Origin of the sequence: Prevotella illustrans, assembly GCF_017426725.1 — a bacterium.
GTDB classification, from domain to species: domain Bacteria; phylum Bacteroidota; class Bacteroidia; order Bacteroidales; family Bacteroidaceae; genus Prevotella; species Prevotella illustrans.
The window spans coordinates 1-26248 of sequence record NZ_JAERMS010000013.1 but is presented as its reverse complement, the minus strand read 5'-3'; the positions used below and the strand labels follow the sequence as shown (position 1 = coordinate 26248).

Below are 26248 nucleotides of genomic sequence, written 5' to 3'. Positions count from 1 at the left end.
GGGTAAGATTAAGAATTTTGTGTTATTACTTTTTTAATATATCCCGAATCAATCCTTCGAGTTTTGCCAATTCCAACATGTTGGCCGCGTCAGATAGTCCTTGATCGGGATTAGGATGCACTTCAAAGAAATACCCTGTAGCTCCAAAGGCCTTGGCCGCCAAAGCCATCATGGGGACAAACTTACGGTCGCCGACTGTTTTGCCGTCTCCGGCGCTCGGTCGTTGCACGCTATGCGTGCAGTCCATGATAACATTCGGAACAATCTCCTTCATGTCGGGAATATTTCTGAAATCAACAACCAGATTATTATATCCCATGCAATTACCCCTTTCTGTCAGCCAAACTTCCTTGGCACCGCTCTCAAGCGCTTTCTCTACGGGATATTTCATGTCCTTGCCACTTAGGAATTGCGCTTTTTTTATATTCACGATTCTCCCCGTCTTAGCCGCGGCTATCAATAGGTCGGTTTGCCTACACAGAAATGCGGGAATCTGGATGACGTCGCAAACGGAGCCTACGGCTTCAGCCTGATAGCTTTCGTGAATATCCGTGAGGACGCGCAGATCATATTTCTCTTTGACATCGGCAAGCATTTGGAGTCCCTTTTCCAAACCCGGTCCGCGAAACGAGCGAATGGAAGTGCGATTAGCCTTGTCGAACGAGGCCTTAAAGATGATATCTACGCCGAGGGTCTTGCGAATTTTGGCAAGTTCCAGCGCAACCGTGTCAAGCAGCTGAGCAGATTCGATAACACAAGGACCGGCAATCAATATGGGGGATAACTGAGGATTGTCCATAATTAATAATTTGTAGCCATTTTGAGTTCGTTTTCATCATCTGCCCGGATAATATGAATATCACGCTGCGGAAATGGAATTTCTATATGGTGGGCATTGAGTGTTTGATAGATCGTTTCCATTATTTCGCCCTCCGCGTATGTCTGTTGTAAAACCGGAACCCACGCAAGCACTTTAAAATCGATGCTGTCGGCACCGAATCCTGCAAACACCACTTTTACTTCGCGTCGCTTATCCAGACAATCCAATTTCTTGATCGCGTCAATAAGAATCGTTTTCACTTCGTTGGCATTGCTCCCATAGGCCACACCAATAGGAACTACCGATAGGCCATAACCGTGATTCTTTGTGAGATTCTTATAATTTTTCGTGAAGAGCTGACTGTTCTGAAAGGCTATTACGCTGCCATCAACCGTGTCGAGTTGGGTGCTCGTATATGAAATAGAACTCACTTTTCCGCGAATGCCGTCACATTCTATCCAGTCGCCGATTTTGATACGACCGGCCATCAGAGATATGCCATAATAGATATTTTCCAGAATATCCTTCATGGCGAAACCGATACCGGTTGACAAACCGCCTGAAACGACGACCAGCCATGAATTGTTAACATTGAAAATGGATAAGCTAATCAACAGCCAAGTTCCCCATATCACTACCTGAATGACGTTTTTCGACATGGCTGTCCGACTGATATAGGTAGTCGGATCCATTTTCTTGAAGTAATATTCAAGCCATTCGATAACCGTATGATTCAAGTATTTGAATATGAAATACAGCACCATGACTTGCGAAATGCCCATAATGCTTAGCGTGAAATTGGGATTGTTGATGATTCTCTCCGTAAAGATTCTCCAAGTCGTGTCACTGAGATTGAATACGTCCGCCGCCCAATAAATGGAAATGATAATGGAAACGATGCCCAAAACCGGTAGAATCACTTGGTAAATCAATTTGAAGAACCAAGTATCATTGATTGTCTTTTCACCATCAAAGTAACCTTTGCGTTTACCATAGTTTTGTAATATGCCTTGAATACAAGTGATCGTCAGAATACAGGTAAGTTGCATGATCCACCAGATGAGTAGCTGCACCGACAATAAAACATAGCCTATCCATGAACAGATAAGCGATATTAAAAACACCGTCAAAGACATATACGTATAGAAGACATCCGACTTGGGTATTTTCTTGTTGTTGTGTTGAATGGAAATCCATTGCCAAATAGTACAACCCAACAAGACCGGGGGGAAAACCAGTTCTACCAAATCATTAGGTATCAAAATGATACGAAATGAAATAACCAGAAAACCTACGACCAACAATGGTATGTAGATGCGATAACCTGCCTTGATTTGGTGTCCATCCAGCCTGATTAGCAGTGAAATGGAAATTACGCCCATGAGCCAGGCATATTCTACAAGTAGCTGACTGGCCATGATGATAAAGTTCTGGTCTATCCAGATCATACGAATGACACCCAAGACAATCGCGAAAGTAATAACCGTCGTAGCCAGAAAAATGCAAGTGCGCTTTTCAAAAAACGATTCGGCTATCGCGTGTTCGTTAACCTTGTTCATAAATCTGGAAAAGAACTGACTGACTTTGGCATTGCGAAGAACGCGCGACAGAAACAGTCTGACGAAAATAAAATTGAGAAAGACCGAAAAGATTCCCCAGCCCACAATTAGCATCAGCAGGCCAACCAATACCCTGGCATCCCAGTCTGATCTTACTTTCCTGTCTATTTTGTATTTATCCGCTATTGTTTCTGTCGTCTCCTTGAGGTTATGATGAAAATTTTTCAGTATAGAAAAATAGTTGTCGCTACCATTATTAAATATATGATTCTGTATCTCCTTGTAACGTTTATTGGCGTAATCGTCCAAGTTTCGCAAGTGATCTTCGGTAAGTTTGTAATAACGGATAAATTCCTTGAACTGCGCGGCATTCTCATTAAGCGTTCTTCTTATGTTTACAGCCAATGCCAAACAAACGCTTCGGTCGGTTTGTTCCCTAAGCGTGAGCGACATCAACGGCATATTACTTAGGTTAATAATCAAACTGTCAAAGCGTGCTATCTCATTATTGGTTTTAGTAATGAACAAGTTAAACGGCTTAACTGTTTCCTTGAATTCATGATACTGTTCAGTCGCTTCATGGCAGGCATAGCTAAGGTCAAACACGTATCCTTGTTTTTGTGAATAAAGCATGAGCGAGTTCTGGTTGCTTTGATTCATGATACGATACATGTTTTGTTGCACTTGCTGCTGTTGCTCTTTCAGATAATCCGACTGCCGTTCGAGTTCTTCGTGTTGTTCGGTAAGTTCCTGCCGAAGAATGGAGAGAGTCTTAGATAAATCACGCTCTTTCAGCACGGCCTTTGAGGGAATTGAGACGAGCATGACAAGCAGCAACCAAACAAATGACCTTTTATTCATAAATGCCCCTTTTCAATGATATGCTTCCATAGGGCGGAAGCAAAAAGCTGTGATATTGATGCAAAGGTAGTCAAAAGTATAGATAATTCTGCGACTGAATAATGTTTTTTCAATTTGTTCTGTACAAAAACACGGACTTTTTGCATCCCTTATGAGCGTTTGCCACCAAATTCGGAGGAAGTAGGAAATCATCAATGAGGAAAATATTTGCCGAGCTTCGGCAAGGCCGCCGTCGTTTGCCGTGACGTTTGCCACGCTGTGGCAAGTCTCCCGTCGTTTGTCGTTTCCACCTTATTATATATATAGGATGGCGGGCGATCGGGAGCGGCCCACCCCATTGGCCGCCGCCCCCGATGGAAGGCGTTACTTCACGACCATCTTGCGGCCGCCCACGATGTAGATGCCGGCGGGCAACGAGTTGCGTGTGGCGTCGTCTAAGCGGTCGGCCACGCGGCGCCCTTGCAGGTCATACACCGCCGTGCTCCTTGCGCCTACCCTGTCGACCGTCACGTCGTTGATGCCCGTGATGCTGCCGAGCAGCTGTGGCCAGAACTGGTCGCTGCGGCCGGCCTGCAGCAGACGGGCCACCTCGCCGTTCTTCAGCTGCGCCTCGGTGATCTGCGTGCCCTGTGGCTTGCCGCAGGCGTTGAGGTAGTAGCAGTTGTTGATGGTGGCATTGTAGACGAAGGTGAAGGTGTAGTACTCTCCGTACTCGTCGTACTCGCTCGTGCCTAAGTAGAGGCAGTTGGTTATCGTGCGGGTGCCCTTGTAGCCACCTACAAACCCGCTGATTCTTTTACCCGCATACAACGAGGCGTCGGTGATGCTGCCTTTGACGAGGCAGTCGGTGATGATAACCGAGGCACCATTCTCTACATTTGCAACCATGCCCGCTGCATAGGCTGGAGAGGAATGGTGGCCTCCCGTAATGTCCACGTCGGTGACGCAACGGGAGATGGTAGTGGTGCCATTGGCCTCCATAACCAATCCGGACAAATTGTCACCGCCCGTCATGATCCTCCCTTTGGTGCGCAGGTTTTGGATCGTGGCGTTGTTCACATTCCGGAAGGGGGCGATGTAGCCACCTCTGTCGGCATCCCAGTTGAACGAGAGCGTATGGTCCTGTCCGTCGAACGTGCCGGAATATTGCTGGTGGACTGTTCCCAGCATCACGATGTCCGTGCCGAGGTCTACGTCCTTTGTCAGCTTGGCGTTGAGGCCGGTCTCGCCACCGTTCACCAAGTCGCAGAGCTCCTTCCAGTCGGCCTTCGAGGAGACGGCGAAATAGCCATTCTCGACGATGGCCATTTGCACCTTCACCGTGCGGTCTGCCGTTACGGTGGTCGTAGCGTCGAAGCCATCGGCAAAGGTGAGCGTATAAGAATTGTAGGGGTTGTAGCTTGCGCCGAGGATGTCTCGTGCTATGGGCAGGCCGCCGGCGATGGGATTGCCGTAGTTGGCGTAGCGGAAGGCCTTCTTGTCGTTGTAGGCGAAGGTTACCTGATACACGTGCTTCGCGGCGTCACTGGTGAACAGTGGCTCATCGTCCGTTCCGATCGTCTGTCCCCAGACTTGGTCGGTGCGGCCGGCCTGCAAGTGATAGGCCAAAAAGCCGTTCTTCACCTGCTCGTTGGTGATCTGCTCGCCCAAGTTGCCGTTCATGTTATTATCCTGATCAATGCCTTTAGACCTCTCGGAATAATACACGTGGCTCAGGTTGTTCTGCGAACCATTTTTCCGGCACAGGATCGGATTGAGCTCCCACACCCCGCTGTAGCCGGCATTCACGTAGCTGTTGCGGATGATGAGCGTGCCGTCATCGCCCCAGGCTACGAGGCCGGAGATCTTGTAAACGCTGCCCTTGTCGCCCGTGATAGAACCGATAAAGGCGCAATCGTCGATTGTGGTCTTGGCCGACAAGATGTGGCCCACGAGGCCTGCCGAGTACTGGCCGTACCTCTTTCCAATATGTATGGCGGCTTTCACGACGCAACGCTGGAGGGTTGTGTTTTCACAGAAGCCCACCAAGCCGGCCGTGTGGCAATTGTCCGTGCCCTCCGGCGCGGCGGTTATGGTGCCCGCGATGGTAAGGTTGCGGATGGTGGCGCCATTCGTGCGGTGGAAGGGGGCAGTACCCTGCCCGGTGCCCACGATGTTGACGGTGAGCGTGTGGCCCTGGCCGTCGAACGTGCCGGCATACTTATGTTTTTCTGTGCCCACCAGCACGAAGTTTTTGTCGAGTTCGAGGTCGGCGGTCAGCTTGGCGTTGATGTTGGCATGGCCGTCCGCAACCATCGCGCTCCACCATTTCATCTGGGCGGCTGTGCCTAACTCATAGAATCCCTCGGTATTGACCGTCATGTAAGCGGGGTCGGGGCGATGGCAAATCGTGCAGTAGCCATCTACGTAGTTGTGCTCATGAGCCACTTCAGCTTTCAGGGCCAGCTCGCTTATCTGGAAATACGTGCCGTCCGCCGCGCCGCTGACGGTGAAGCGAAAGTACTGGTAACCGACGCTCGCCGATGTTACCTCGAAGAAGTAGGGATAGCAGTTCTTGTCCTCCATCACCGTGTTGCCGGTCTCGGTGTCCAGCACGGTCCAGTTGGTCTGGTCGTTGGAACCTTCCACTTTCCAGTCCTTCGGATTGCGGCCGTGGTGTTCAGCATTGTCGTTGCCCGTGGTGAACTGGTAGCCTTTCAGAAAGCATTTTAAGCTGGCTTTCACCACGACGTTCCCGGGGGTGTTGGCCTCCCACTTCTGTCCGGTCTCGCCATCCATGGCCTTGGCATCGCCCGACATCAAGGTCATCCCTTGTGTAGCCGGCAACAGGACGAACTCGGAAATCTGAAACAGTCTGCCGTCATTGCCCTTTGTGTTGTGCGATGCCTTGATCCATAGCTTGAAGTACTTGTACATCTTCTTGCTGTTGCAATACACCGTGTAGGTTTTGAAGTTCTCGTCCTCAATAAGGTTGTCGTCCTGCTGGTGATAAATGACGTCCCAGTCGGTGTTGTTATCGCTACCGAAGATGGTGTAATCCCTTGGAGCGCGCCCGCGGTAGGTTTCACTGTCGTTGCCCGTGGTCATGCTGAAGCCTTCGATGTAGGTGGCCTCGCTGGCCTTCACCACCAAGTAGCAGTTGTCTACGTTGTCGTTGCCTCGCTTGCACCATTTGGTGTTGATGTTTCCGTCACACGCCATCTTCGAGCCTTCGCCGTCGTCGAAATCGGAGCCGCCGATGGCCGTGAACGTAACTTGCCCCATGGCGCTGATGCTGACGAAGGCCAGCGCCAATAAAAAAAGAAGTTTCTGTTTCATTTTAATTTAATCATTTGATAATTTAATATGTTAATAATTGGTTGAAGTAAATATATTCATCATCATGTTTTTTATTCTCTTGTGGTTGTCCTCATTTTGCTTGTCAAATGATGGTTTATCGGGGAGCGCGCACCGATTGGCAGACGCGCCCCCGACGAATGCAGGCGGGAACGTTACTCGCCCCATACCGAGTACGGAGCATTGCCGCGGTTGCCCTCGCTTGCTTCCTCGTCGTCGCCAAAGAAGTTATTACCTTTCGACAGTGCAGGTCCCGTGGCGGGGTCTTCACTGATGCCCACGCTGGTGGAGCCGGCGAGGATGCAGTTTTCCATTTCAAGAGGCTTGACCTTCATGGTCGGTTTAATATACTTTTTCATATTTTTTGTTTATAATTTATTAGTTATGTGCTATCGGGGAGCGCGTCTCTTCTTGGTGGACGCTCCCCCCGATAAGAAGAGAGACATTATTTCACGACTACCTTCCGTCCTCCTACGATGTAGACGCCTGCGGGCAGCTGGTGGCGTGCGTCGTCTAAGCGGTCGGCCACGCGGCGGCCTTGCAGGTCATATACCGGACCGTTCTTTCCGTCGGTCGCCTCGTTCGTCACGTCGCCGATGCCGGTGGTCTCGCCGTCGAGGACGACAGAGAGCTGCTTGGCACCTGACGCTTGCGGTGGACAGATGATGTAGGCATGATAAGCAGGAACGGTGGCACCGGGGTTGTCGGTCGTTACCTTGTGGAACATACCATCGTCCTGCAGGATGTAGGCGTTGGCTGCGGCAGCCGTAGCGTTGTCCATGCTTACCACCGTGCCCTTGATAGAGTAGCCATTGGCGCTGGTCGTCAGATTAGCTCCGGTGTAGGCTTTCACCTCGATGTTCGTGCCACCGAGCAGTGGCGTGCCGTCGGCAGTGATGTAATACGGTGTGTATGCCGTGAGCTTATCTTTCGTTTCCTTGAAATGGACTTCGTTTTTGTTGCCGCCCGAGAGGGTGTAGGCCTTGAAGCCCTGAGCAGACAAGTCGTAAGGCAGACACAGCGTGGCTTTCTGCGCGCCATTGAAGTTGCGCTCGTAGGTAACGGTGGCGGCGGTAAAGTCGAACCCGATGGGTAGCGACTGTCCGTCGGTGAGGCGGAAGTCGTCGCACACCCAGCCTTTCTTTGCCGCGTCGTAGTACACGTAGTTCGCCTTGCTCTTGTCGGCTGCGTTGTAGAAGTCGGGCATTTCACCCAACTGCTGTGCCCAGTAGCACTTGTCGGTACGGTCGCCTTGCAACTTCTTTGTCACCTCGCCGCTCTTGAGTTGCTTCTCGACTATCCGCTCACCCTGTGCCTTGCCGCAGGGGTTGAGGTAGTAGCAGTTGTTGAGGGTGGTGGTGGCCTCGTCGTCAGAGTCCGAGGCAAAGGTGTAGCCTCCGCTGGCGTTGTTCGTGCCGGCGTAGAGGCAGTTGTTCATCACGAGGGTGCCGTTCTGAACATATACAAATCCGCCCATGCCTCTCCTGCCTTTCTTGCCGGTGGCGTTGATCGAGCCCTTGACGAGGCAGTCGCTGATGGTAACGCGGCCAGTGGTGTATATATAGCAAATCAGGCCCGCCGCGTCGCATGAGGAATAGTCATAGCTGGTCGTAAGGTTCACATTGCTCACGCAGCCCGTGACGGTGTTTTCGCCGATCGCTTCGTCAATCAGTCCGCCCAGATAGTAGCTGTCCGACCGGATGGCTCCTTCGGTGCGCAGGTTTTTGATCGTGGCGCCGCTCACTCTTCTGAAGGGGGCGACGTCGTTGGCCGAGCCGGCATCCCAGTTGACGGTGAGCGTGTGGTTCTGCCCGTCGAACGTGCCGCCATAAAGGTTATTGGTAGTTCCCACCATCGCGATGTCCGTGCCGAGGTCGACATCGGCGGTCATCTTGGCGTTGATGCCGGTCTGTCCGCCGGCCACGAGGGCGCAGAACACTTTCCAGTCGTCCTTGGTGGCGATTTCGAAGGTGCCGCCCACGGTCATGCTCACGGGCACGGTCTTGTCTTCCGTTACGAGCGTTTCGGCGGTGAAGTTGCCGCCGTCGAAGATCATCGTGTACGTGTTCTGCGGGTTATAGCCCGTGCCGAGGATGTCCTTGGCCGTGGGCAGACCGCCGAAGACGGGCTGGGCGTTGTTGGCGTAGCGCGAGGCCATCTCATTGCCGTTGTAGGTGAACTTCACCCCGTACACCTGTTTTGTGGCGTCGTTGGTGAGCAGTGGAACGGTGTCGGTGCCGAGCGTCTGTCCCCACACTTGGTCGGTGCGACCGGCTTGCAGCTTGTAGGCCACCTCGCCGCTCTTGAGCTGCTCGGCCGTTACCTGCTCGCCCTGCAGCGTGCCGCTGGCGTTGAGGTAGTAGCAGTTTTCGAAGGTGCCGCCCTTGCGTAAGAAGGTGTGGCATTTTCCGTTGTCGGAGGCGTTGTTCGTGCCGAGGTAGAGGCAGTTGGTCATCGTGCAGTCGGCCCAATCGGTATAGATGAAGCCGGCCAATTGTCGCACGCTTTCCTCCGACCGGTCGGTGATGCTGCCCATGACCACGCAGTCGGTAATGGTGAGGTGGGCACTGCCTACGCCGCTAATCAGGCCCCCCGCGTTGGACGGCTCTCCGCTGTGGCCTCCCGTGATGTCGACGTCGGTGATGCAGTTGGAAATGGTAACGTTGCCATAGACTGCATAAGCCAATCCGGCCGTATTGCTTTCATCCACCGTGATTTTTCCTTTTATGCGCAGGTTCTTGATGACGGCGCCATTCTCCACGTTAAGGAAGGGAGTAGCTCCCGCTTCGCCCTGCCAGTTGATCGTGAGCGTGTGGTTCTGTCCGTCGAACGTGCCGACATACGGATGTAAATATCTGCCCACCTGCACGATCTCGGTGCCGAGGTCGATGTCCTGCGTCAGTCTGCCGTTGAGGTTGTGCTCTCCGCCGTTCACGCGCTGGCAGAACGCTTTCCAGTCAGCGGCCGTCGAGATGGCGACATCGTTGACATGGGCGGTGATCTGCACGGGCACGGTTATGTCGGCCGTTACGAGCGTGAAGACCTCGAAGCCGCCGTCGAAGATCATCGTGTAGGTTTTCGTTTCGTCGAAGTCAGCGCCCACCAGCTCCTTGGCCGTGGGCATACCGCCGACGATGTTGCCGTTGTAGTTGGTGTAGCGCGAAACCGTGTTGCCGTTGTAGGTGAAGTCTACCTTGTACACGTGCTTGCTTGCGAGGGCCGTGGGCAGCGGCTCGTTGTCGGTGAGGATCGACTGCCCCCAGATGTTGTCGGTGCGGCCGGCTTGCAGCTTGTAGGCCAAAGCGCCGTACTTCACCTGCGCTTCGCTCACCTGCGTGCCCTGTGCTTCGCCGCAGGCGTTGAGGTAGTAGCAGTCGGTGAGGGTGGTGCCGGTGCCGTTGCCCTTGGCGAAGGTGTTGCTGTTGGGATCGCCGGTGGAGTTGTTCTTGCCGACGTAGAGGCAGCGGGTCATGGTGCAGCTGCCCTCAGCCCAATAGACAAAGCCGGCCATTCCTCTCTGGCTTTCCCACGCATTGTCGGTGATGCTGCCTTTGACGAGGCAGTCGGTGATTTGAACCGAGGCACCTCTGGCTACAACGAGAACCATGCCCGCCGCTTGGGATGCCTCCCCCAAACGGCCCCCCGTGATCTCCACGTCGCTGGCGCAGCCCGTGATGGTGGTGGTGCCATTGGCCTCACGAATCAATCCGGACAAGCCGAAACCCTTCGTCGTGATCTTCCCTTGGGTGCGCAGGTTGCGGATGGTGGCGTCCTTCACACACCAGAAGGGGGCGAGGTTGCCCTTGTCGCTGCGATTCCAGTTGAACTTCAGCGTATGTCCCTGTCCGTCGAACGTGCCGGAATACATTTTTTCATATTTGCCCACCATCACGATCTCCTCGCCGAGGTCCACGTCCTTTGTCAGCTTGGCGTTGAGGGTGGCCTCGCCTTTGTTCACCCGATTGCAGAACGCTTTCCAGTCTGCTTTCGATGCAATCGTAATGGTCTCGCTCTCGTTTCCGGAGCTGCCCTGCGCCCACGCCGGCATCGTCAGCACGAGGGCAAGCAAGAAGAGGCTGAGCCTCTCGATTAAATTTTTTGTTTTCATTTTGCTTATTATTTTAGTAAAAGTTTTGTTTTATGAATTCTCGTCCGCTGCCGTAAGCGTGTCGGCCGTGCGGGCGGTCGTCGTGTTGTCGCCGCCGTACTTCTCGGGTCGGTCGTCGTCCTTTTTCTTGCCGCGCGTCATCACCTGCTCCTTGTAGCGCTTGATGTTGGCGTTGAGGTAGTTGATGAGCGGCGTGAGGCTCTTCTCGGTGCCCACCACGGCCATGGCGTTGATCAGGCGCACGGTGTCCAGATAGGCCTCGTCGCTTGCCAAGCGTGCCTTGCGCAGCGCGCCGGCTATCTGCTGCGAGCGATCGTCGGTGCGGGTGGCGAGCAGTTCTTCCACCGTGTCGTTGGCTGCCCTGAGGGCGTCGACGTAGGGCTTCAGACCGAGCTTGCTCACCTGCGTGGCGAACTTGGTGTTGAGGTCGTCGACGAGGTTCATGATGCGCGCCGTCTCGCGCTCGAGCTGCATCTCGGGGTCGATGTTGTAGTCCTTGAGGTGCTGCCACAGGTCGGCGGCCGACTCGGCCATTTCCGCCACGGGCATGCGCAGCATTCCCTTCACGGCGGTGCGGTAGCCTCGGAAAATGGAGTCGCGCTCGCGGTCCTTGGCGGCAATCTGGTCGGTGTATTGACTTTTCTTCGAGAGGATGAGGCGTTCGTCTTCCTCCTTCACGGCTTCCTTGAGGGCTTTCACGGCGGTTTGTATTCTCGCCACGGTTTTTGCCGCCTCGTCTTCTTCTATCACATTCTCCACGTCCTTCATATAGATGAAGTGAGCGTCGTTGGTCAGGCTGTGCAAGTCAATGGTACCAACCTGAGCTACTTTGCTTTCGTTTGCCATAATAAATTCTTTTTTTTGATTAAATGATTAAAAATGATTTCTTGTTTTTTGTCCCCTCGTTTGCCGGGGCGTTTGCCGAGCTTCGGAAAGTCTGCCGTCGTTTGCCTTGACGTTTGCCGAACTCCGGCATTTAACATCTGTTACGCCTTGACGTTTGTCGAGCTTCGGCATTTAACATCCGTTGTGTCTTGACGTTTGCCGAACCTCGTCATTTAACATCCGTTGTGTCTTGGCGTTTGCCGAACCTCGGCATTTAACATCTGTTACGTCTTGACGTTTGCCGAACCTCGGCATTTAACATCCGTTACGTCTTGACGTTTGCCGAACCTCGGCAAGGCTGTCGGCATTTGTAGGAATGTTTTTTGAGAGGCCGGAAAGCCTGCCGGCATTTGCCGTTTTTCATCTTATTATACATATAGTTGCGTATTATCGGGCGGCCCGCCCGTTAGCGTGGGGTCGGATGACTATTGTGAGGCACACTCTTTTTCAGTCGGCTTCGCCGAGAAATCCTCCAAATCTTTCCAAATCTTCCAAATCTTTTTTCATCTATATTTATTTGTTCGATTTGTCCCGATTTGTAAGATTTCTGTCCGCAGGACACTCCTTCCAGTCGGCTGCGCCGAGACGAGTTGATGAGTCGTCAGGCGAATAAATCCTCCAAATCTTTCCAAATTCTCCAAATCCTTTTTCATCTATATTTATTTGTTCGATTTGTCCCGATTTGTAAGATTTCTGTGCCGAGAGACACACTCCTACAGTCGGCTGCGCCGAGACGAGTTGATGAGTCGTCAGGCGAATAAATCCTCCAAATCTTTCCAAATTCTCCAAATCCTTTTTCATCTATATTTATTTGTTCGATTTGTCCCGATTTGTAAGATTTCTGTGCCGTGAGGCACACTCTCTTTCAGTCGGCTGCGCCGAGTAAATCTTCCAAATCCTCCATTTTACATAAGCTTGATTTTGTCTATTTCTCCTGTGACTTCGTTGCGGTGATACCATTCAGAATACAAACCATCAGGACTGAAATTTATCAGCATACCATAAGGTAGGTGGGTCAGGTTCATATAGTTCCAAAGCTGACGACGATGAGGAGTGTCAACATGGTTAATTGCTTTCAGTTCTATAATGATATTTCCGTTTACCACCAAATCCATTCTATAGGTTTGCTCAAGTCTGACGGTTTTCCAATAGATGGGAAGCATAACCTGTTGTTCAACCTTGAATCCTTTCTGTTCCAGCAAGTATTTCAATGCCGCCTCATAGGCAGATTCTAACAGACCATGGTGATATTCGCGGTGCACACGCATAGCCTCTCCGGTTATCTCACAGAAGAACTCATACTTCTTGTTATGTCTGTCTATCAAATTCATGCTATTCCTTTTCTATTTGTTCGACTTGTCCCGATTTGTAGGATTTACTCGCCTGACGGCTCATCAACACGTCTGTGCTGGGAGGCACATTCTTTTTCAGTCGGCTTCGCCGAGAAATTCTACAAATCTTTCCAAATTCTACAAATCCTTTTCCATCTGTATCTATTTGTTCGATTTGTCCCGATTTGTAAGATTTCTGTGCCGTGAGGCACACTCCTTCAGTCGGCTTCGCCGAGACGAGTTGATGAGCCGACAGGCGAGTAAATTCTACAAATCTTTCCAAATCCTCCAAATTCTTTCATTATATATAGGGTTGCGGGTTATCGGGGGCGCGTCGTGGCGTCAGCCGTAGGGGCGTGATTCATCACGTTCCGCCTGTCGTGGCGTGAGCCGCCAGCGTCGGGTTCATTGTCATGGCGTGGGGCGTGATTGTTTGTTTTCTCGTGGGATTCGGAACGTGATGAATCACGCCCCTACGCCTGCCGGGTTGTTCGTTTCGTGCGAAAACAGCAAACGGCTACACAAAAATAACAAAAAATGAGTTGCGAATTTGAGATTTTTTAATGGAAAGGTCATTTTTAACGCATTATCGCATCTTAAAAACCTTAATATCTCCTTAAAAACCCTTAATAAGAAGCTTGACAAAAAGAAAATGAAGACGTATCTTGCAAACCTTGTTGTAAAAGCAATAAGACATAAGGACATATTTTTCTTAGGTTGTTGTTTTTTGACATAAAGACATAAGGACATATTTTTCGGCCGCGAGGAACAAAGACATAAGGGCCGCAAGCGGCCCAAAAAGACATAAAGCTAATGTGAAGTGTGATTAGCTTTATGTCTTTATTCCGTCGCTTGCGACGCCTCATATAAAAATATGTCTTTATGTCTTTATGTCAAAAAAAACACATGGAAAATCTGTCCTTATGTCTTTACCCTGAATAATCTTTACATCTACCCTCAAAAAAGTGGCCTTATTTGGAAAAAGAAAAGAGACGGACGAAAATAAGCGATTGTAGAGCGAGTTTATAAAACGCTGGTTATCAATAGTTTGTGCTTTTTAGTGTATTTATCCTTCGCTTTTTTACCTTTAATCGCTATGCTTTTAGGCCATAATCGCGGCCCTTTTGCCGGCTAAAAGTTATGCTTTGGCGGTGTAATCGCTATGCTTTGAGCCGATAAAAGCATAGCTTTGGGCGTAAAAGGGTATAAAAAATCGGCAAAGCGAAGGACTTTTTCCGCCGTGCCGGCAGCCGGATGAAGCGTTGCGGAAGTGTTAAAATCAGGGCATTTTTTCTGACAAAACCACGGGAAGCAGGATGGACTTAAATGGTGAAGCAGGAGGTTTCATCACCGGTATATTCGTCAGGAGCATGCGTATATTTTAACCTGTTTACTAACAAAACACTACTTTTTCTTCACTTTTTATATAAAAATATTTGTCGGTTTACAGAAAAGCCGTATATTTGCAACTGATTATTAATCTCATTGCAAATATGAATATGATTTTAACAGCATCATGGTGGTGGCGTAGCTCAAGATTCAAAAGTCGTGAGTAACGAAGCCGTGTGTTATCATTCATATAAGAAATACATATTGGGGGCCTGTCGTTCTTACGGCAGGCCTTTTTTATCATTCAACTTTGCTTATATCTAAAATATATAACTTATGGATACAAAAGAAGTTTTTTCCAGAATCATGAATCACGAGTTGCTAACCCGTGAAGAAACAATACTTTATGAAATCCTCACAACCCACCCTTGCATTGTATCAATTTTTAAATGAATTAAGATGATTATAAAAGTTTGTGGCATGCGTGATGCCAAAAATATAGCAGCAGTTTCTGCTTTAGATGTAGACATGTTAGGTTTTATCTTCCACCCACAGAGCAAACGTTACGTGGCAGCAATTCCACGGCTGCCGGAAACGCCGATTTCGACTCAAAAGGAGAAAAAGCCTCTTAGTACGGAACCAATAGCTTCAACAGCCTCAACCGTGAAGCGTAGACCCAAGCGTGTTGGCGTCTTTGTGGACGATATGGCTCAGAATATCATTACACGCGTTTACACTTTCGGTCTTGATTATATTCAACTTCATGGGCACGAGAGTCCCACGATGATTCGCAATCTACGGGCTACTTTAATACCCGACATTCAACCACATATCAAAATAATCAAGACTATATCAATAGCAAGCCGTGAGGATATCGAACAATACAAAGCTTATGAGCACGATGTAGACCTTTTTCTCTTCGACACAAAGACACCATTACAAGGAGGTAGTGGCCAACAGTTCGACCGGTCTTTGCTCGAATCATACGATGGAGATATTCCCTTCTTACTGAGTGGCGGCATTGGCCCCAACGACGCCATTCGAATTCATTCTCTGCGCCATCCCCGAATGGCAGGAATAGATTTAAATTCAAGATTCGAGACTTCCCCCGGAATGAAAGATGTTGTTTTATTGAAGGATTTTATCAGTTTACTCAATAGCTGTTCAGACCTATAGATTGTTTTTATAACATGATAACTATATAAACAAGATGAGAAATCAACCCGATAATAATGGCTTTTACGGAAACTTTGGCGGTGCCTATGTTCCGGAGATATTGTACAAGTGCGTAACCGATTTGCAACAGTCCTATCAATCCATTCTTGAAAGCGAATCTTTCAAGAAAGAGTATCATCAACTGCTGAAGGATTATGTGGGTCGGCCCTCGCCTCTTTATTATGCCCGGCGTATGAGCGAGAAATATGGTTGCCGGCTCTACTTGAAGCGTGAAGATCTCAATCATACCGGCGCACATAAAATAAATAACACGGTCGGGCAGATTCTGATGGCCCGCCGGATGGGGAAAACACGCATCATTGCCGAAACCGGCGCAGGCCAGCATGGCGTTGCGACCGCTACGGTTTGCGCCTTGATGGGCATGCAGTGTGAAATATTCATGGGTGCCACCGATATAGAACGCCAGCATGTCAATGTAGAACGCATGCGCATGTTAGGAGCAACGGTTCATCCCGTCACGACAGGCAACATGACCCTGAGCAACGCCTGCTCAGAAGCCATCCGTGACTGGTGCTGCCATCCGCAAGACACATTCTATATCGTCGGCTCTACCGTGGGACCTCATCCGTATCCCGACATTGTGGCAAGGATGCAGAGTGTCATTTCTGAAGAAATAAAATACCAATTACAAGAACAGGTCGGACGTGATTACCCCGACTATCTGGTAGCTTGTATTGGCGGAGGCAGTAACGCCGCAGGCACCATATATCACTACATTGAAGACGAAAGGGTAAAGATATACCTGGCAGAGGCCGGTGGTCAAGGAATTGATACCGACTTTACGGCAGCCACAATGCACTGCGGCACCGAAGGTGTCATTCATGGAGCGCGCACCCTCGTCATGCAAACGGATGACGGACAAATCAAAGAGGCGTTTTCCATCAGTGCCGGACTGGATTATCCGGGTATCGGACCGATGCACGCGCAACTGGCACAAAGCGGCCGCACACAGGTCTTGGCCATCAACGACGACGAAACGATTTACGCGGGTTATGAACTCACCCGAATGGAGGGTATCATCCCGGCTATTGAGAGTGCCCATGCCGTTGCGGCCTTGAGTAAAATAGAATTTAAAAGTGACGATATTGTCGTGCTGACAGTCAGCGGACGTGGCGACAAAGACGTAGATACTTATCTCAAGAACAAGGCCCTCGCCAAAGAGTATGGTAACTTCTAACACCCTTGTCCGTACTGATTATTTTAGAATGATAAGGTATGAAATATAAATATATTGGCTTAACAAATGTATTCAACCGTAAGCCCCATAGATTTTACCGTTTTCTGCATTTCGGCCGTGGCCGAAGCGTAGATTTTCTCATTTTCCGCTCATCCGAGGCCTCGGAAGCACTGTTTTTCTTGTTTTCCACTCATCCGAGGCCTCGGATAAACAAAAATCGTGAAATTTGGCATTGAACACACGACGGAAAACGGAAAATCCCGGCCGGCGGTTTGCGGAAAACAATCGTCCCACGCTCTCGGACGATGCGGAACGTGGGACGGGAATGCTATTTTACAAACAGAGGAGACCGGGGAATCTGCATTCGCCCGGCTCTGCTTATTTTTTGCGCTTGATGGTATGCTTTAACTTCAACACAGCAAAATTCAACTCTATTTCGGTTTCTGTATCCGTTGTCTGCATTTCGTCACCGAAAAGATTGTCTACTATCTCGCTGCTTCGCTGCATCAGCGACTTCTGCTTGAACTCGTCCGGACTCTTTGCCATCTCGCCGATGGTGCGTGAGAGTTCGCGAAGTTTAGCGAAAGCCTCTATGATGCCAAGTGTCGTGCCGACGGCCTTGTCGCCTTTAAGTATCGTGGCAAGCATATACAACCCCTTTTCCGTAAAGGCCTTGGGAAGTGTGCGGCTTTTAGGGTTGTTTGCGGTCAAAATTTTTGACCGCAAATCTTCCATGTCCTTTCGTTCAACCGTAAACACATATCCCTCGGGAAACTTCTTTGGGTTGTTCTTTACCGCCTGATTGACTTCTTTAGTCTGAACACCGTACAGTTCTGCCACGGCAAAGTCGAGTATGACTTCTTGCCCACGCAGTTGCACGATTTTATCGTTCACTTCCTCGAACCGAATGATATTATTCATAGACCTGGACATTTATGTGATTAAAACTCGCTGGTGAAGTGGAACTTTATACCTTTAAAGTCTTCTTGCGCCATACTTAAAACATATCCGGAATCGGCAAGGAATACGTCTCGCCCTTCAATATCCTTGGCCATGTATTGGTATTTGCGCTTCTTGAAATTCTCAAGTTCGGCAACATCGTCGGCCTCAACCCAACAAGCCTTATACAAATGAACAGGTTCCCAACGACATTTGGCATTGTATTCGTTCTCTAATCTGTACTGGATTACTTCAAATTGCAACTGTCCTACGGTCCCAATGATTCTACGCCCGTTGAACTGGTTGACAAACAGCTGGGCCACGCCTTCATTCATGAGTTGCTCTATTCCTTTCTGGAATTGCTTGCTCTTCATCGGGTCGTCGTTTTCTATGTATTTGAACATTTCGGGAGAAAACGACGGAAGACCACGGAAATGAAGTTGTTCTCCCTCGGTTAGCGTGTCACCGATTTTAAAGATGCCATTATCGGGCAAACCTACGATATCACCGGGATAGGCTTCATCAATGGTACTTTTGCGTTGTGCCATGAACTGAGTAGGAGAAGAAAATCTGACTGTCTTGCCCAAACGTATATGCAGATAAGGCTGATTACGAACAAACTTGCCTGAACATACTTTACAGAAAGCAATACAACTGCGATGGTTAGGATCGATATTAGCCGTAATCTTGAAGATAAACCCTGTAAATTTGGATTCATCGGGCTGCACCATACGCTCTTCTGCCTGGGTGGGCTTAGGACTTGGCGCTATTTCGACAAAGCAGTTGAGCAATTCCTGAACACCAAAATTATTTAATGCCGAACCAAAAAATACCGGCGCCACTTCCGCGCTGCGATAAGTTTCCACATCAAAATCAGGATAGACGCCATCGATCAGTTCCAAATCGTCACGAAGTTGCCGTGCCTCACGTTCGCCAACATGCTCGTCAAGATGATGACTCTGAATATCGACCGCAATCTTTTCTGTGACTCGTTGTTTGTTTGGAGTAAAGAGATTCAGTTGCTGCTCATAGATATTATATACACCTTTGAATCTGGCACCCTGCCCGATTGGCCAACTGAGTGGACGCACTTTGATCTGAAGTTCTTCTTCAAGTTCATCCAACAAGTCAAAAGGATCACGCCCTTCTCTATCCATTTTATTGATAAAGATAATTACAGGAGTATTACGCATGCGGCAGACTTCCATCAGTTTTCGGGTCTGTGCCTCAACTCCTTTAGCTCCATCAACAACAATAATGGCAGAATCGACAGCCGTCAATGTCCTGTAAGTGTCTTCTGCAAAGTCCTGGTGCCCCGGAGTATCCAAGATATTGACTTTGTAAGGATTACCGGTTTCGCTGTCGGGAAGATAATCAAACTCCATAACAGAGGTCGACACGGAGATACCACGCTGCTTTTCAATATCCATCCAGTCGGAGGTTGCCGTCTTGCGAATCTTATTATTTTTTACGGCACCAGCTACTTGTATCTGCCCACCGAAAAGAAGAAATTTCTCCGTCAGAGTTGTTTTACCGGCATCCGGATGCGAGATAATCGCGAATGTACGTCTTCTTTGTATTTCGTTCATTTCATTATTCATTTAAAAGCCTGTCCATACAGACTTTCAGTGAATCCATCCAATAAGGGATAGAAATTCCAAATGTATTTTTGATTTTTGTTTTATCCAAAACGGAATATGCCGGACGTTTTACCGGACTTGGGAACTCATTAGTATGACAGGGGGCAATTAAGCAGGTCGTGTTATTAGCTATCGAAGCTATAACCTTAGCAAAGTCATACCACGAGCAAACTCCTTCGTTTGAATAATGGTATATGCCGGAGTGATTCGTAAATTTACGATTTTCTATGATTTCATAAATCGCTCGTGCCAGATCTCCTGCATAAGTCGGAGTTCCTATCTGATCGAAAACGACTTTCAGTTGCGTCCTGCTTGACATAAGTTCCAGCATTGTTTTTAAAAAATTCTTACCGTATTCAGAGTAGAGCCATGCTGTACGGATGATAAGATATTCTACACCGGTAGCCTCAACAAGTTGTTCCCCCAACAGTTTAGTTTGCCCATACACACCTGTAGGTGTCCCTTTCTGAGTTTCCTTGCAAGGCTCATTATATAGCTCACTGCCAAACACATAGTCGGTACTGATATGAACGAGCAGTCCATTCACCTCTTTCATAGCCACGGCAAGGTATTCTGGGGCCTGAGCATTCAGCTGTCTTACAATCTCTCCCGCGGTTTCCGCGGCATCTACATTTGTCCATGCAGCACAATTGACAATGCAGTTAATATGATTATCTTTTACACATAGACGAATATCATCAAGTCGCGTAATATCAAGTTTTTGATACCCATCGATCACATCCGTAAAAATATAGTGATCCTGGCTATGGCGCGAAACGATCTGCATTTCTCTACCAAGTTGGCCATTGGCTCCTGTAACAAGTATATTCATAGGCCTATTCTTCTCCAAAGTTTAATCCCTCGTCACGATCTTTTATATAGTAGTCACTCAATAGGCCGATGAAAGTTGTAATTTCCCTGACCGCGTGAGCTGTATCGGAAGTAATTTCCTTCTTCTGTAGTTTAAGCATCATCACACAATACAATGCATCAAAGCAGGTTTCCAGTTCCGATTCGTTTTCAGACGTCACATTTTCTTCTTCTGCCCTGCCTTTACGATTCTTGGCCCGTAACTCGACAATGAAAGGCAAAACTTTATAATAAGCTGCGCTATAGAATGGAAATTTAGACGATTGAAGGAGGCGGACATGCAGATCAAGCAAATCTTTCAAGAGTATCTCATTAATATTAAGATGACCATATTCTCTCTTGCCCTCTTCATTCATCATCCTTACCAGATTGCCATACCAATCTGCCATTTCTTCTTTTTGCTCGTCCGAATAGTCAAACTGTTCTATATATTGTTTACGAATAGCCGGCATGTAGCAATCGTAAGCCCTGATAATATCTTCTACCTGCCACATATAAAGCAAGTATTCCGCAATTGATTTCTTTCTGAGTTCTTGCGCTATATACATGATAAAAACAACAAAAATGAATGTGAAATATTATAATTCAGGTAGATGATATAGATTAAAAGCCGTCCCCAAAAACACAACTAAAGAAAAAATAATAACCAAACTACCAATTACCTTGTTAATAATCAAGATACCGCTATCATCAAACTTGCCTCTAATCTTGTCAACAAGCCATGTCAAGCCAAACCACCAAAGTAATGCTCCCGCCATAATACTAAGGAAGCTAATACACATTTCAAAAGGATGGGCTGGAATAGAAAAAGCAAACAAGCCATAAAGGAAGATAAAAAGGAACATGATCATTGGATTGGAAAAGGTCACAAGAAATGCCGTTATACCGTTATGACAAAGTGTCCCTTTGGTATTTCCACTTTTATGCATGTTCTTTGTAGGATTGCTTCTGAAACAATAAAGACCAAATAGAAGCAGAATGATACTACTCGACAGCTGAATCAGAAACTTATAGCTTGGATTAGAAATAAAATCAAGCACGAAACTCATGCCAAGCCCAGTCAACAGTGCATAGATAAAGTCACTTAAAGCAGCGCCTACACCTGTTATAAATCCATACCACCGGCCCTTATTGAGCGTGCGTTGTACACATAGTACACCAACCGGTCCCATAGGCGCTGAGGCGATGATTCCTATCAGTATTCCCTTCAGAATTAAATCGATAATATTTATATGAAGTTGAAACGGCATATCTTGTGCAAAATTACTTAGATTAGTTGGAATATCAAAATAATTCCATAAAAAAGAAGATGGCGCTCAACAAGTGCCATCTTCCCTATCTATATACAATCTCACACTATTAAATTTCCCAGCCTACGGCACTCGCGCCGAGTACAGCTGCAGAGCTTCCCTCCAAACCGCTGATCAAGAACTTTGCCTTACCTTTGAAAATCCTGAGGACATGCTCATTATAACTGCGCTTGATTGGCTCCATTATCAAATCACCGGCCTTGGTCAGTCCTCCAAAGAAAATGAAAGCTTCTGGTGAAGAGAAAGCTGCAAAGTTTGCGCAAGCCTCTCCCAACATTTCACCTGTAAACTCATAGATATCTTTGGCCAACTTATCTCCTTTACCGGCAGCAATACTTACATCAAGACTCGTAATATCTTCCGGTTTTAATTCCCTAAGAAGCGAGGGTTCTTGTGTCGTTTCAAGTAACTCACGGGCTGTTCTTGCCACACCTGTAGCTGAGCAATAAGCTTCCAGACAACCATTGCGTCCACAACCACAACTGCGACCGTTCTCTTCGCGCATGATAACATGGCCCAATTCGCCCGCAAAGCCATCGCTTCCATAAAGCAACTGCCCATTGACAACAATACCTGAGCCTACACCTGTGCCTAAAGTTATCACAATGAAGTTTTTCATGCCTCGAGCTACTCCATATGTCATCTCACCGATTGCAGCTGCATTAGCGTCATTTGTTAAAGCTACAGGAATACCGAGCTTTTTGCTGAATAATTCTGCCAATGGAACAATGCCACTATGCCCCCAACTCAAGTTCGGCGCAAACTCTATCGTACCTTTATAATAATTACCATTAGGAGCACCGATACCCATTGCTTTAATTTTATCAATACCACCTACCTGATCAATGATGACATGAAGTGCCTCTACCGATGCAGCTACATATTCGTCTACATTATCATACCCTTGAGTCTTGATGGCCGTTGTAGCTTTTATCTCACCCCTACTATCTACAATACCAAATACAGAGTTGGTTCCTCCAAGATCCAAACCGATAACATACGGTTTCAATGTTTCTTCTGAATTCATGTTTTTCGTTATAATTTATGTTTATAGTTGTTCTAAGATGATTCTGCGACAAAGATAATTTAATTGCCTGATATGGCAAAACAAAATCACACATTTTATTATTATTCCGCACTGAAGTCGGCAACCATTTTACGATACATACTATACATACGTGTGCGTGAAACATAACCTTTCAGTTGGTTATTAACATCTACGACTGGCAGGAAATTACTATTCGTGGTTTCAAACTTGCGCATCACGTCAGCCATCTTGTCATTAATACCAAGTGTCGCTTTAACAGGTGTCATAACTTGGCTGACGGTAAACCTATTATATAATTCGGACCTGAACATGATATGACGTATCTTGGTTATATCAATCTCCCCCAAAAGTATCCCTGCATGATCAAGCACGGGCAAGAAACTCGTATGACTTTTACTAATAACATTAATCAGTTTGCCTAAAGGCAACTCCGGATCGACAGATTCAAACTGCCGCTCAATGATACTTTCCAAACTCATCAGTGTCAAAATCGCACTATCAGTGTGATGGGTGATAAGTTTTCCTGCCCTGGCCAAACGCATACCATAAATGCTGTGAGGTTCAAAAATATTAATTGTCAGATACGAACAAATACAAACGATCATTAAAGGCATGAAAAGTTGATAACCACCAGTAAGTTCTGCGATTAAAAATATACCTGTGAGTGGAGCGTGCATTACACCCGCCATGACTCCCGCCATACCCATCAGAGTAAAATTTTTTTCTGGAATGTAAGTACCTATCTGATAAACATTCCAGACACGTGCAAAAAGAAAGCCGGCAAAACCTCCGATAAACAGGCTGGGGGCAAACGTTCCGCCACAACCTCCTGCGCCGTTAGTAGCAGACGTAGCAAAAACCTTGGTTATGAGTACCAACCCGATATAAAGAATAAGCAAATCCTGATTACCAGCAAAAAGCGAATTGTTCATCACTTTTCCCCAGTCAGCTGTTGTATTACCACTAAGCAATATATTCACTGCATTATAACCTTCACCATAGAGCGAAGGAAAAAGAAAAATGAGAGTGCTAAGTATAAGGCCACCGACTACAAGCTTGCGATAAGGATGAGCATTCATACGGGCAAACATATTTTCGCAAGCAGTCATTGTCCGCATGAAATAAAGGCTGACAAAGCCACAAAAAGCTCCAAGCAGAATACAGGCCGGAGTCCGTTCCAATATCCAGCTATTATCAAGATGAAAAGTAAAAAGGTTGTTATCTCCCACAAATATGTAAGTAAAACCTGTAGCGGTTACGCATGAGATAAGGATAGGGAGCAATGACGCCATTGTAAGGTCGACCATCAAGACTTCGAGTGTAAAGACAAGACCGGCAATAGGAGCTTTAAAAATACCGGCGATAGCAGCTGCGGCACCACAGCCAACCAACCATATCAACTGTCGGTTATCCATGCCAAAAAGTTTTCCTAAGTTAGATCCGATTGCACTTCCTGTAAGTACGATCGGAGCTTCAGCTCCTACCGAACCGCCACAACCGATTGTTATACCAGATGCGATTACACTCGACCAACAATTGTGTCCTTTAAGTTTTGCCTGCTTAGCTGATATCGCATAGAGCACACGAGTAATACCATGCGAAATGTTATCTTTGACGATGTGACGTACAAAGAGCGAAGTAAGCCAAATACCTAAAACCGGGAATAGAAGATACAACCAGTTGAAAGTAGAGGTATCAAATCCCGATGTTAAAATAAATTGCACTTCCTTGATTATGACATGTAGGATATAGCCTGCGACTGATGCAAAGAATCCTATGGCAAAAGCAAGAATGAGAATGGCCTGTCTGTCTGACAGATGTGCCTCTCTCCATCGTATAATTTTTTCTTTGGTCAACGTTTTTTTATCTAATGATGGTTACTTCTCCATGTTCTGTCAACTTTATAATACTGCTGGGGGTATGCGGCTTATGCTCTTGCCTGCGACTCCAACAGACATAGTCAACGGACTTTAGAACCTCTTCACTAATATCGCTATAATTGGAAGCTGCAGGCTGGCCACTGATATTGGCACTTGTACTTACGATAGCTTTTTGAAAACGGCGACATAATTCATTAGAGAAAGGTTCTTTAGTGATACGCAGAGCTATACTTCCATCCTCGGCAATCAAGTTAGGGGCCAGATTTACCGCATTATCAAGAATGATTGTAATCGGTTTAACAGCTGCATCTATCAAATCCCATGCTACATTAGGAACATTCCTTACATAGCGTTGAAGCCGGGCATCACTGTCTACAAGGCAAATGAGTGCTTTTGAATCGTCACGTCGTTTAATTTGATACACTTTAGCTACAGCCTCAGGATTGGTAGCATCACATCCAATTCCCCATACCGTATCGGTAGGATAAAGAATGACACCTCCCTTTTTCATGCATTCTACTGCATTTTTAATATCGTCTTCTTGCTTCATCATTATCAATAATTGTATCACAAATATACATGTATTTAATGAATTTCCAAAAAATAAGAATAATGTTTCTCCTTACTACCTGTGATTTTTCTTACCATTGATAAAGTCAATGGCATTCATGCGCTTTTTTCCTGCAGGTTGAATGATCCTGATTTCGAGCCAACAATCGACACATGCTACATAGAGATGCTTCCCTTCAATTATCAATGTTCCGGGCTTTTCATCACAGGTCTTATCCGATTGCTGAGCCTGATAAATCTTTATAGTTGGAAGCTGCTCCATCTGTGAATTTCCTGTTTTTAATATAAGGGATGCAGACCACGCACCTGGATACGGACTTAAACCTCGGATAAAATCGTATACACGTTTAGCAGGCTGATTCCAATTGATTTCACAAGTGTCCTTAAATATTTTGGGAGCCAGCCGAAGTTCTCCTGATTGTAACGCCATCGAATGTATAAGCACAGATTGATCCGTCGACTCAATATTACCACCGCTACTTAGAATTCTATCAATCGTTTCTACTGCGGCTTCAGCCCCCAATTGCATAAGCCCATTATATACATATTCTACATCTGCAGTTTCCGGAATCAGAAATTCCTTTTGTAAGATGATATGACCGGTATCAATTTCCTGATCCAAAAAAAAGGTCGTTACACCTGTTATTTTTTCTCCATTAATAATTGCCCAGTTTATAGGAGCTGCTCCACGATATTGTGGCAAAAGAGCCGCATGCACATTAAAGGTTCCAAACTTCGGCATTGCCCAAACGATTTCTGGCAACATTCTAAAAGCCACCACCACTTGCAAATCAGCTTGAAAACTCTGTAATTCCTTAATAAATACAGGGTCCTTCATTTTCTCGGGTTGTAAAACTGGAAGTTGGTGAGCTTCTGCATATAGTTTTACTTGTGACGGTTGAGCACAGTCCTGGTGTCTACCTACAGGTTTGTCGGGTTGTGTCACCACAGCAACAACATTATACCCCTCCGTAACAAGTTTATCAAGGGTTCCAACAGCAAATTCCGGAGTTCCCATAAATATAATTCTCAGATCTTTTTTTTCCATCTGTAATCAAATTTGTAGAGAATAAATTTATTTTCGCTTTCAAAGTTACATATTATTTATGAAACCTTGATGAGGTTGCGTGGCCTTTTACTCTTTTATCTTTTTATAAAAGTATCCTACGATCCAATAGTGTCCTAAATATTTTTCAAAAAGTGAAGGAAGTTGTTTTCGCTAAGGTAAAAAAGTCTTATCTTAGTGTTTACCCAAAACCAAAACTTCCTTTATGACAAAGATAACACTTTTCGCTCAAATAATCCAACAATTACCTAAAGATTTAATCAAATCTCTGATTAAAAAGCAT

20 protein-coding genes are annotated in these 26248 nt (G+C 47.1%); 2 read left to right on the top strand and 18 right to left on the bottom strand.

The features are described 5' to 3' along the window. Positions 1 to 25 precede the first annotated feature (25 nt). The 9 genes from kdsA to JHU38_RS05835 all read right to left on the bottom strand — a co-directional run bounded on the left by kdsA (position 26) and on the right by JHU38_RS05835 (position 13183). Positions 26 to 799 (bottom strand): 3-deoxy-8-phosphooctulonate synthase, encoded by a 774-nt coding sequence (gene kdsA / locus JHU38_RS05875; RefSeq protein WP_107580922.1) that lies wholly within the window; start codon positions 797 to 799, stop codon positions 26 to 28. 2 nt (positions 800 to 801) lie between these two features. Next, the gene (locus JHU38_RS05870) at positions 802 to 3240 is read right to left on the bottom strand and encodes a mechanosensitive ion channel family protein (RefSeq protein ID WP_107580923.1); all 2439 of its coding nucleotides are present in this window, start codon (positions 3238 to 3240) and stop codon (positions 802 to 804) included. A 363-nt stretch (positions 3241 to 3603) separates the two neighbouring features. Then, positions 3604 to 6558: a discoidin domain-containing protein gene (locus JHU38_RS05865; protein ID WP_232369854.1), complete on the bottom strand. Its 2955-nt coding sequence runs from the start codon at positions 6556 to 6558 to the stop codon at positions 3604 to 3606. A 173-nt stretch (positions 6559 to 6731) separates the two neighbouring features. Further along, positions 6732 to 6935 carry a toxin PIN gene (locus JHU38_RS05860; RefSeq protein WP_107580924.1) on the bottom strand — a complete coding sequence of 68 codons (204 nt, stop codon included), beginning with the start codon at positions 6933 to 6935 and terminating at the stop codon, positions 6732 to 6734. 86 nt (positions 6936 to 7021) lie between these two features. Then, a complete protein-coding gene (locus JHU38_RS05855) occupies positions 7022 to 10684 on the bottom strand; it encodes a LamG domain-containing protein (protein ID WP_207859325.1) in 3663 nt (1220 codons plus the stop codon). 30 nt (positions 10685 to 10714) lie between these two features. Then, positions 10715 to 11530: a DUF6261 family protein gene (locus JHU38_RS05850; protein WP_107580925.1), complete on the bottom strand. Its 816-nt coding sequence runs from the start codon at positions 11528 to 11530 to the stop codon at positions 10715 to 10717. A 552-nt stretch (positions 11531 to 12082) separates the two neighbouring features. Further along, complete coding sequence (locus tag JHU38_RS05845) at positions 12083 to 12370, bottom strand: hypothetical protein (protein ID WP_107580926.1); 288 nt, start codon at positions 12368 to 12370, stop codon at positions 12083 to 12085. A gap of 104 nt (positions 12371 to 12474) precedes the next feature. Then, positions 12475 to 12900, bottom strand: coding sequence for a GxxExxY protein (locus JHU38_RS05840; RefSeq protein WP_004367629.1), 426 nt, complete (start codon positions 12898 to 12900; stop codon positions 12475 to 12477). 1 nt (position 12901) lies between these two features. Beyond that, positions 12902 to 13183, bottom strand: coding sequence for a hypothetical protein (locus JHU38_RS05835; protein WP_107580927.1), 282 nt, complete (start codon positions 13181 to 13183; stop codon positions 12902 to 12904). Between the two features lie 1505 nt (positions 13184 to 14688). Here JHU38_RS05835 and JHU38_RS05830 point away from each other — a divergent pair. Both JHU38_RS05830 and trpB read left to right on the top strand, forming a co-directional pair. Next, positions 14689 to 15405 (top strand): phosphoribosylanthranilate isomerase, encoded by a 717-nt coding sequence (locus JHU38_RS05830; protein WP_107580928.1) that lies wholly within the window; start codon positions 14689 to 14691, stop codon positions 15403 to 15405. A gap of 34 nt (positions 15406 to 15439) precedes the next feature. After that, the gene (gene trpB / locus JHU38_RS05825) at positions 15440 to 16642 is read left to right on the top strand and encodes a tryptophan synthase subunit beta (RefSeq protein WP_107580929.1); all 1203 of its coding nucleotides are present in this window, start codon (positions 15440 to 15442) and stop codon (positions 16640 to 16642) included. A 378-nt stretch (positions 16643 to 17020) separates the two neighbouring features. Here trpB and JHU38_RS05820 read toward each other — a convergent pair whose 3' ends face one another. The 9 genes from JHU38_RS05820 to fmt form a co-directional block, all read right to left on the bottom strand. Further along, on the bottom strand, positions 17021 to 17563 hold the full coding sequence (locus tag JHU38_RS05820; RefSeq protein ID WP_107580930.1) for an ORF6N domain-containing protein: 543 nt from the start codon (positions 17561 to 17563) through the stop codon (positions 17021 to 17023). Positions 17564 to 17583: 20 nt separating this feature from the next. Continuing rightward, positions 17584 to 19170 carry a peptide chain release factor 3 gene (locus JHU38_RS05815; protein ID WP_107582271.1) on the bottom strand — a complete coding sequence of 529 codons (1587 nt, stop codon included), beginning with the start codon at positions 19168 to 19170 and terminating at the stop codon, positions 17584 to 17586. A gap of 4 nt (positions 19171 to 19174) precedes the next feature. After that, complete coding sequence (gene rfbD / locus JHU38_RS05810) at positions 19175 to 20053, bottom strand: dTDP-4-dehydrorhamnose reductase (protein WP_107580931.1); 879 nt, start codon at positions 20051 to 20053, stop codon at positions 19175 to 19177. 4 nt (positions 20054 to 20057) lie between these two features. Further along, positions 20058 to 20639: a DUF4924 family protein gene (locus tag JHU38_RS05805; protein WP_107580932.1), complete on the bottom strand. Its 582-nt coding sequence runs from the start codon at positions 20637 to 20639 to the stop codon at positions 20058 to 20060. A 30-nt stretch (positions 20640 to 20669) separates the two neighbouring features. Beyond that, positions 20670 to 21341, bottom strand: coding sequence for a LysE family translocator (locus tag JHU38_RS05800; RefSeq protein ID WP_107580933.1), 672 nt, complete (start codon positions 21339 to 21341; stop codon positions 20670 to 20672). 109 nt (positions 21342 to 21450) lie between these two features. After that, positions 21451 to 22428 (bottom strand): ROK family protein, encoded by a 978-nt coding sequence (locus JHU38_RS05795; RefSeq protein ID WP_107580934.1) that lies wholly within the window; start codon positions 22426 to 22428, stop codon positions 21451 to 21453. A 101-nt stretch (positions 22429 to 22529) separates the two neighbouring features. Beyond that, entirely contained in the window at positions 22530 to 24305 is a 1776-nt protein-coding gene (locus tag JHU38_RS05790) for a chloride channel protein (protein ID WP_107580935.1), read from the bottom strand. A 7-nt stretch (positions 24306 to 24312) separates the two neighbouring features. Next, on the bottom strand, positions 24313 to 24879 hold the full coding sequence (locus tag JHU38_RS05785) for an L-threonylcarbamoyladenylate synthase (RefSeq protein ID WP_107582272.1): 567 nt from the start codon (positions 24877 to 24879) through the stop codon (positions 24313 to 24315). A 75-nt stretch (positions 24880 to 24954) separates the two neighbouring features. Next, positions 24955 to 25947, bottom strand: coding sequence for a methionyl-tRNA formyltransferase (gene fmt / locus JHU38_RS05780; protein WP_107580936.1), 993 nt, complete (start codon positions 25945 to 25947; stop codon positions 24955 to 24957). Positions 25948 to 26248 lie beyond the last annotated feature (301 nt).

Coding starts and splice junctions, on each gene's coding strand:
- JHU38_RS05785 (WP_107582272.1), bottom strand. CDS start 24,879: ATGAAGCAAGAAGACGATATTAAAAATGCAGTAGAATGCATGAAAAAG.
- JHU38_RS05860 (WP_107580924.1), bottom strand. CDS start 6,935: ATGAAAAAGTATATTAAACCGACCATGAAGGTCAAGCCTCTTGAAATG.
- JHU38_RS05830 (WP_107580928.1), top strand. CDS start 14,689: ATGATTATAAAAGTTTGTGGCATGCGTGATGCCAAAAATATAGCAGCA.
- JHU38_RS05840 (WP_004367629.1), bottom strand. CDS start 12,900: ATGAATTTGATAGACAGACATAACAAGAAGTATGAGTTCTTCTGTGAG.
- JHU38_RS05850 (WP_107580925.1), bottom strand. CDS start 11,530: ATGGCAAACGAAAGCAAAGTAGCTCAGGTTGGTACCATTGACTTGCAC.
- fmt (WP_107580936.1), bottom strand. CDS start 25,947: ATGGAAAAAAAAGATCTGAGAATTATATTTATGGGAACTCCGGAATTT.
- JHU38_RS05865 (WP_232369854.1), bottom strand. CDS start 6,558: ATGAAACAGAAACTTCTTTTTTTATTGGCGCTGGCCTTCGTCAGCATC.
- JHU38_RS05845 (WP_107580926.1), bottom strand. CDS start 12,370: ATGAAAAAGGATTTGGAGAATTTGGAAAGATTTGGAGGATTTATTCGC.
- JHU38_RS05800 (WP_107580933.1), bottom strand. CDS start 21,341: ATGCCGTTTCAACTTCATATAAATATTATCGATTTAATTCTGAAGGGA.
- JHU38_RS05870 (WP_107580923.1), bottom strand. CDS start 3,240: ATGAATAAAAGGTCATTTGTTTGGTTGCTGCTTGTCATGCTCGTCTCA.
- trpB (WP_107580929.1), top strand. CDS start 15,440: ATGAGAAATCAACCCGATAATAATGGCTTTTACGGAAACTTTGGCGGT.
- JHU38_RS05855 (WP_207859325.1), bottom strand. CDS start 10,684: ATGAAAACAAAAAATTTAATCGAGAGGCTCAGCCTCTTCTTGCTTGCC.
- JHU38_RS05815 (WP_107582271.1), bottom strand. CDS start 19,170: ATGAACGAAATACAAAGAAGACGTACATTCGCGATTATCTCGCATCCG.
- kdsA (WP_107580922.1), bottom strand. CDS start 799: ATGGACAATCCTCAGTTATCCCCCATATTGATTGCCGGTCCTTGTGTT.
- rfbD (WP_107580931.1), bottom strand. CDS start 20,053: ATGAATATACTTGTTACAGGAGCCAATGGCCAACTTGGTAGAGAAATG.
- JHU38_RS05805 (WP_107580932.1), bottom strand. CDS start 20,639: ATGTATATAGCGCAAGAACTCAGAAAGAAATCAATTGCGGAATACTTG.
- JHU38_RS05820 (WP_107580930.1), bottom strand. CDS start 17,563: ATGAATAATATCATTCGGTTCGAGGAAGTGAACGATAAAATCGTGCAA.
- JHU38_RS05795 (WP_107580934.1), bottom strand. CDS start 22,428: ATGAATTCAGAAGAAACATTGAAACCGTATGTTATCGGTTTGGATCTT.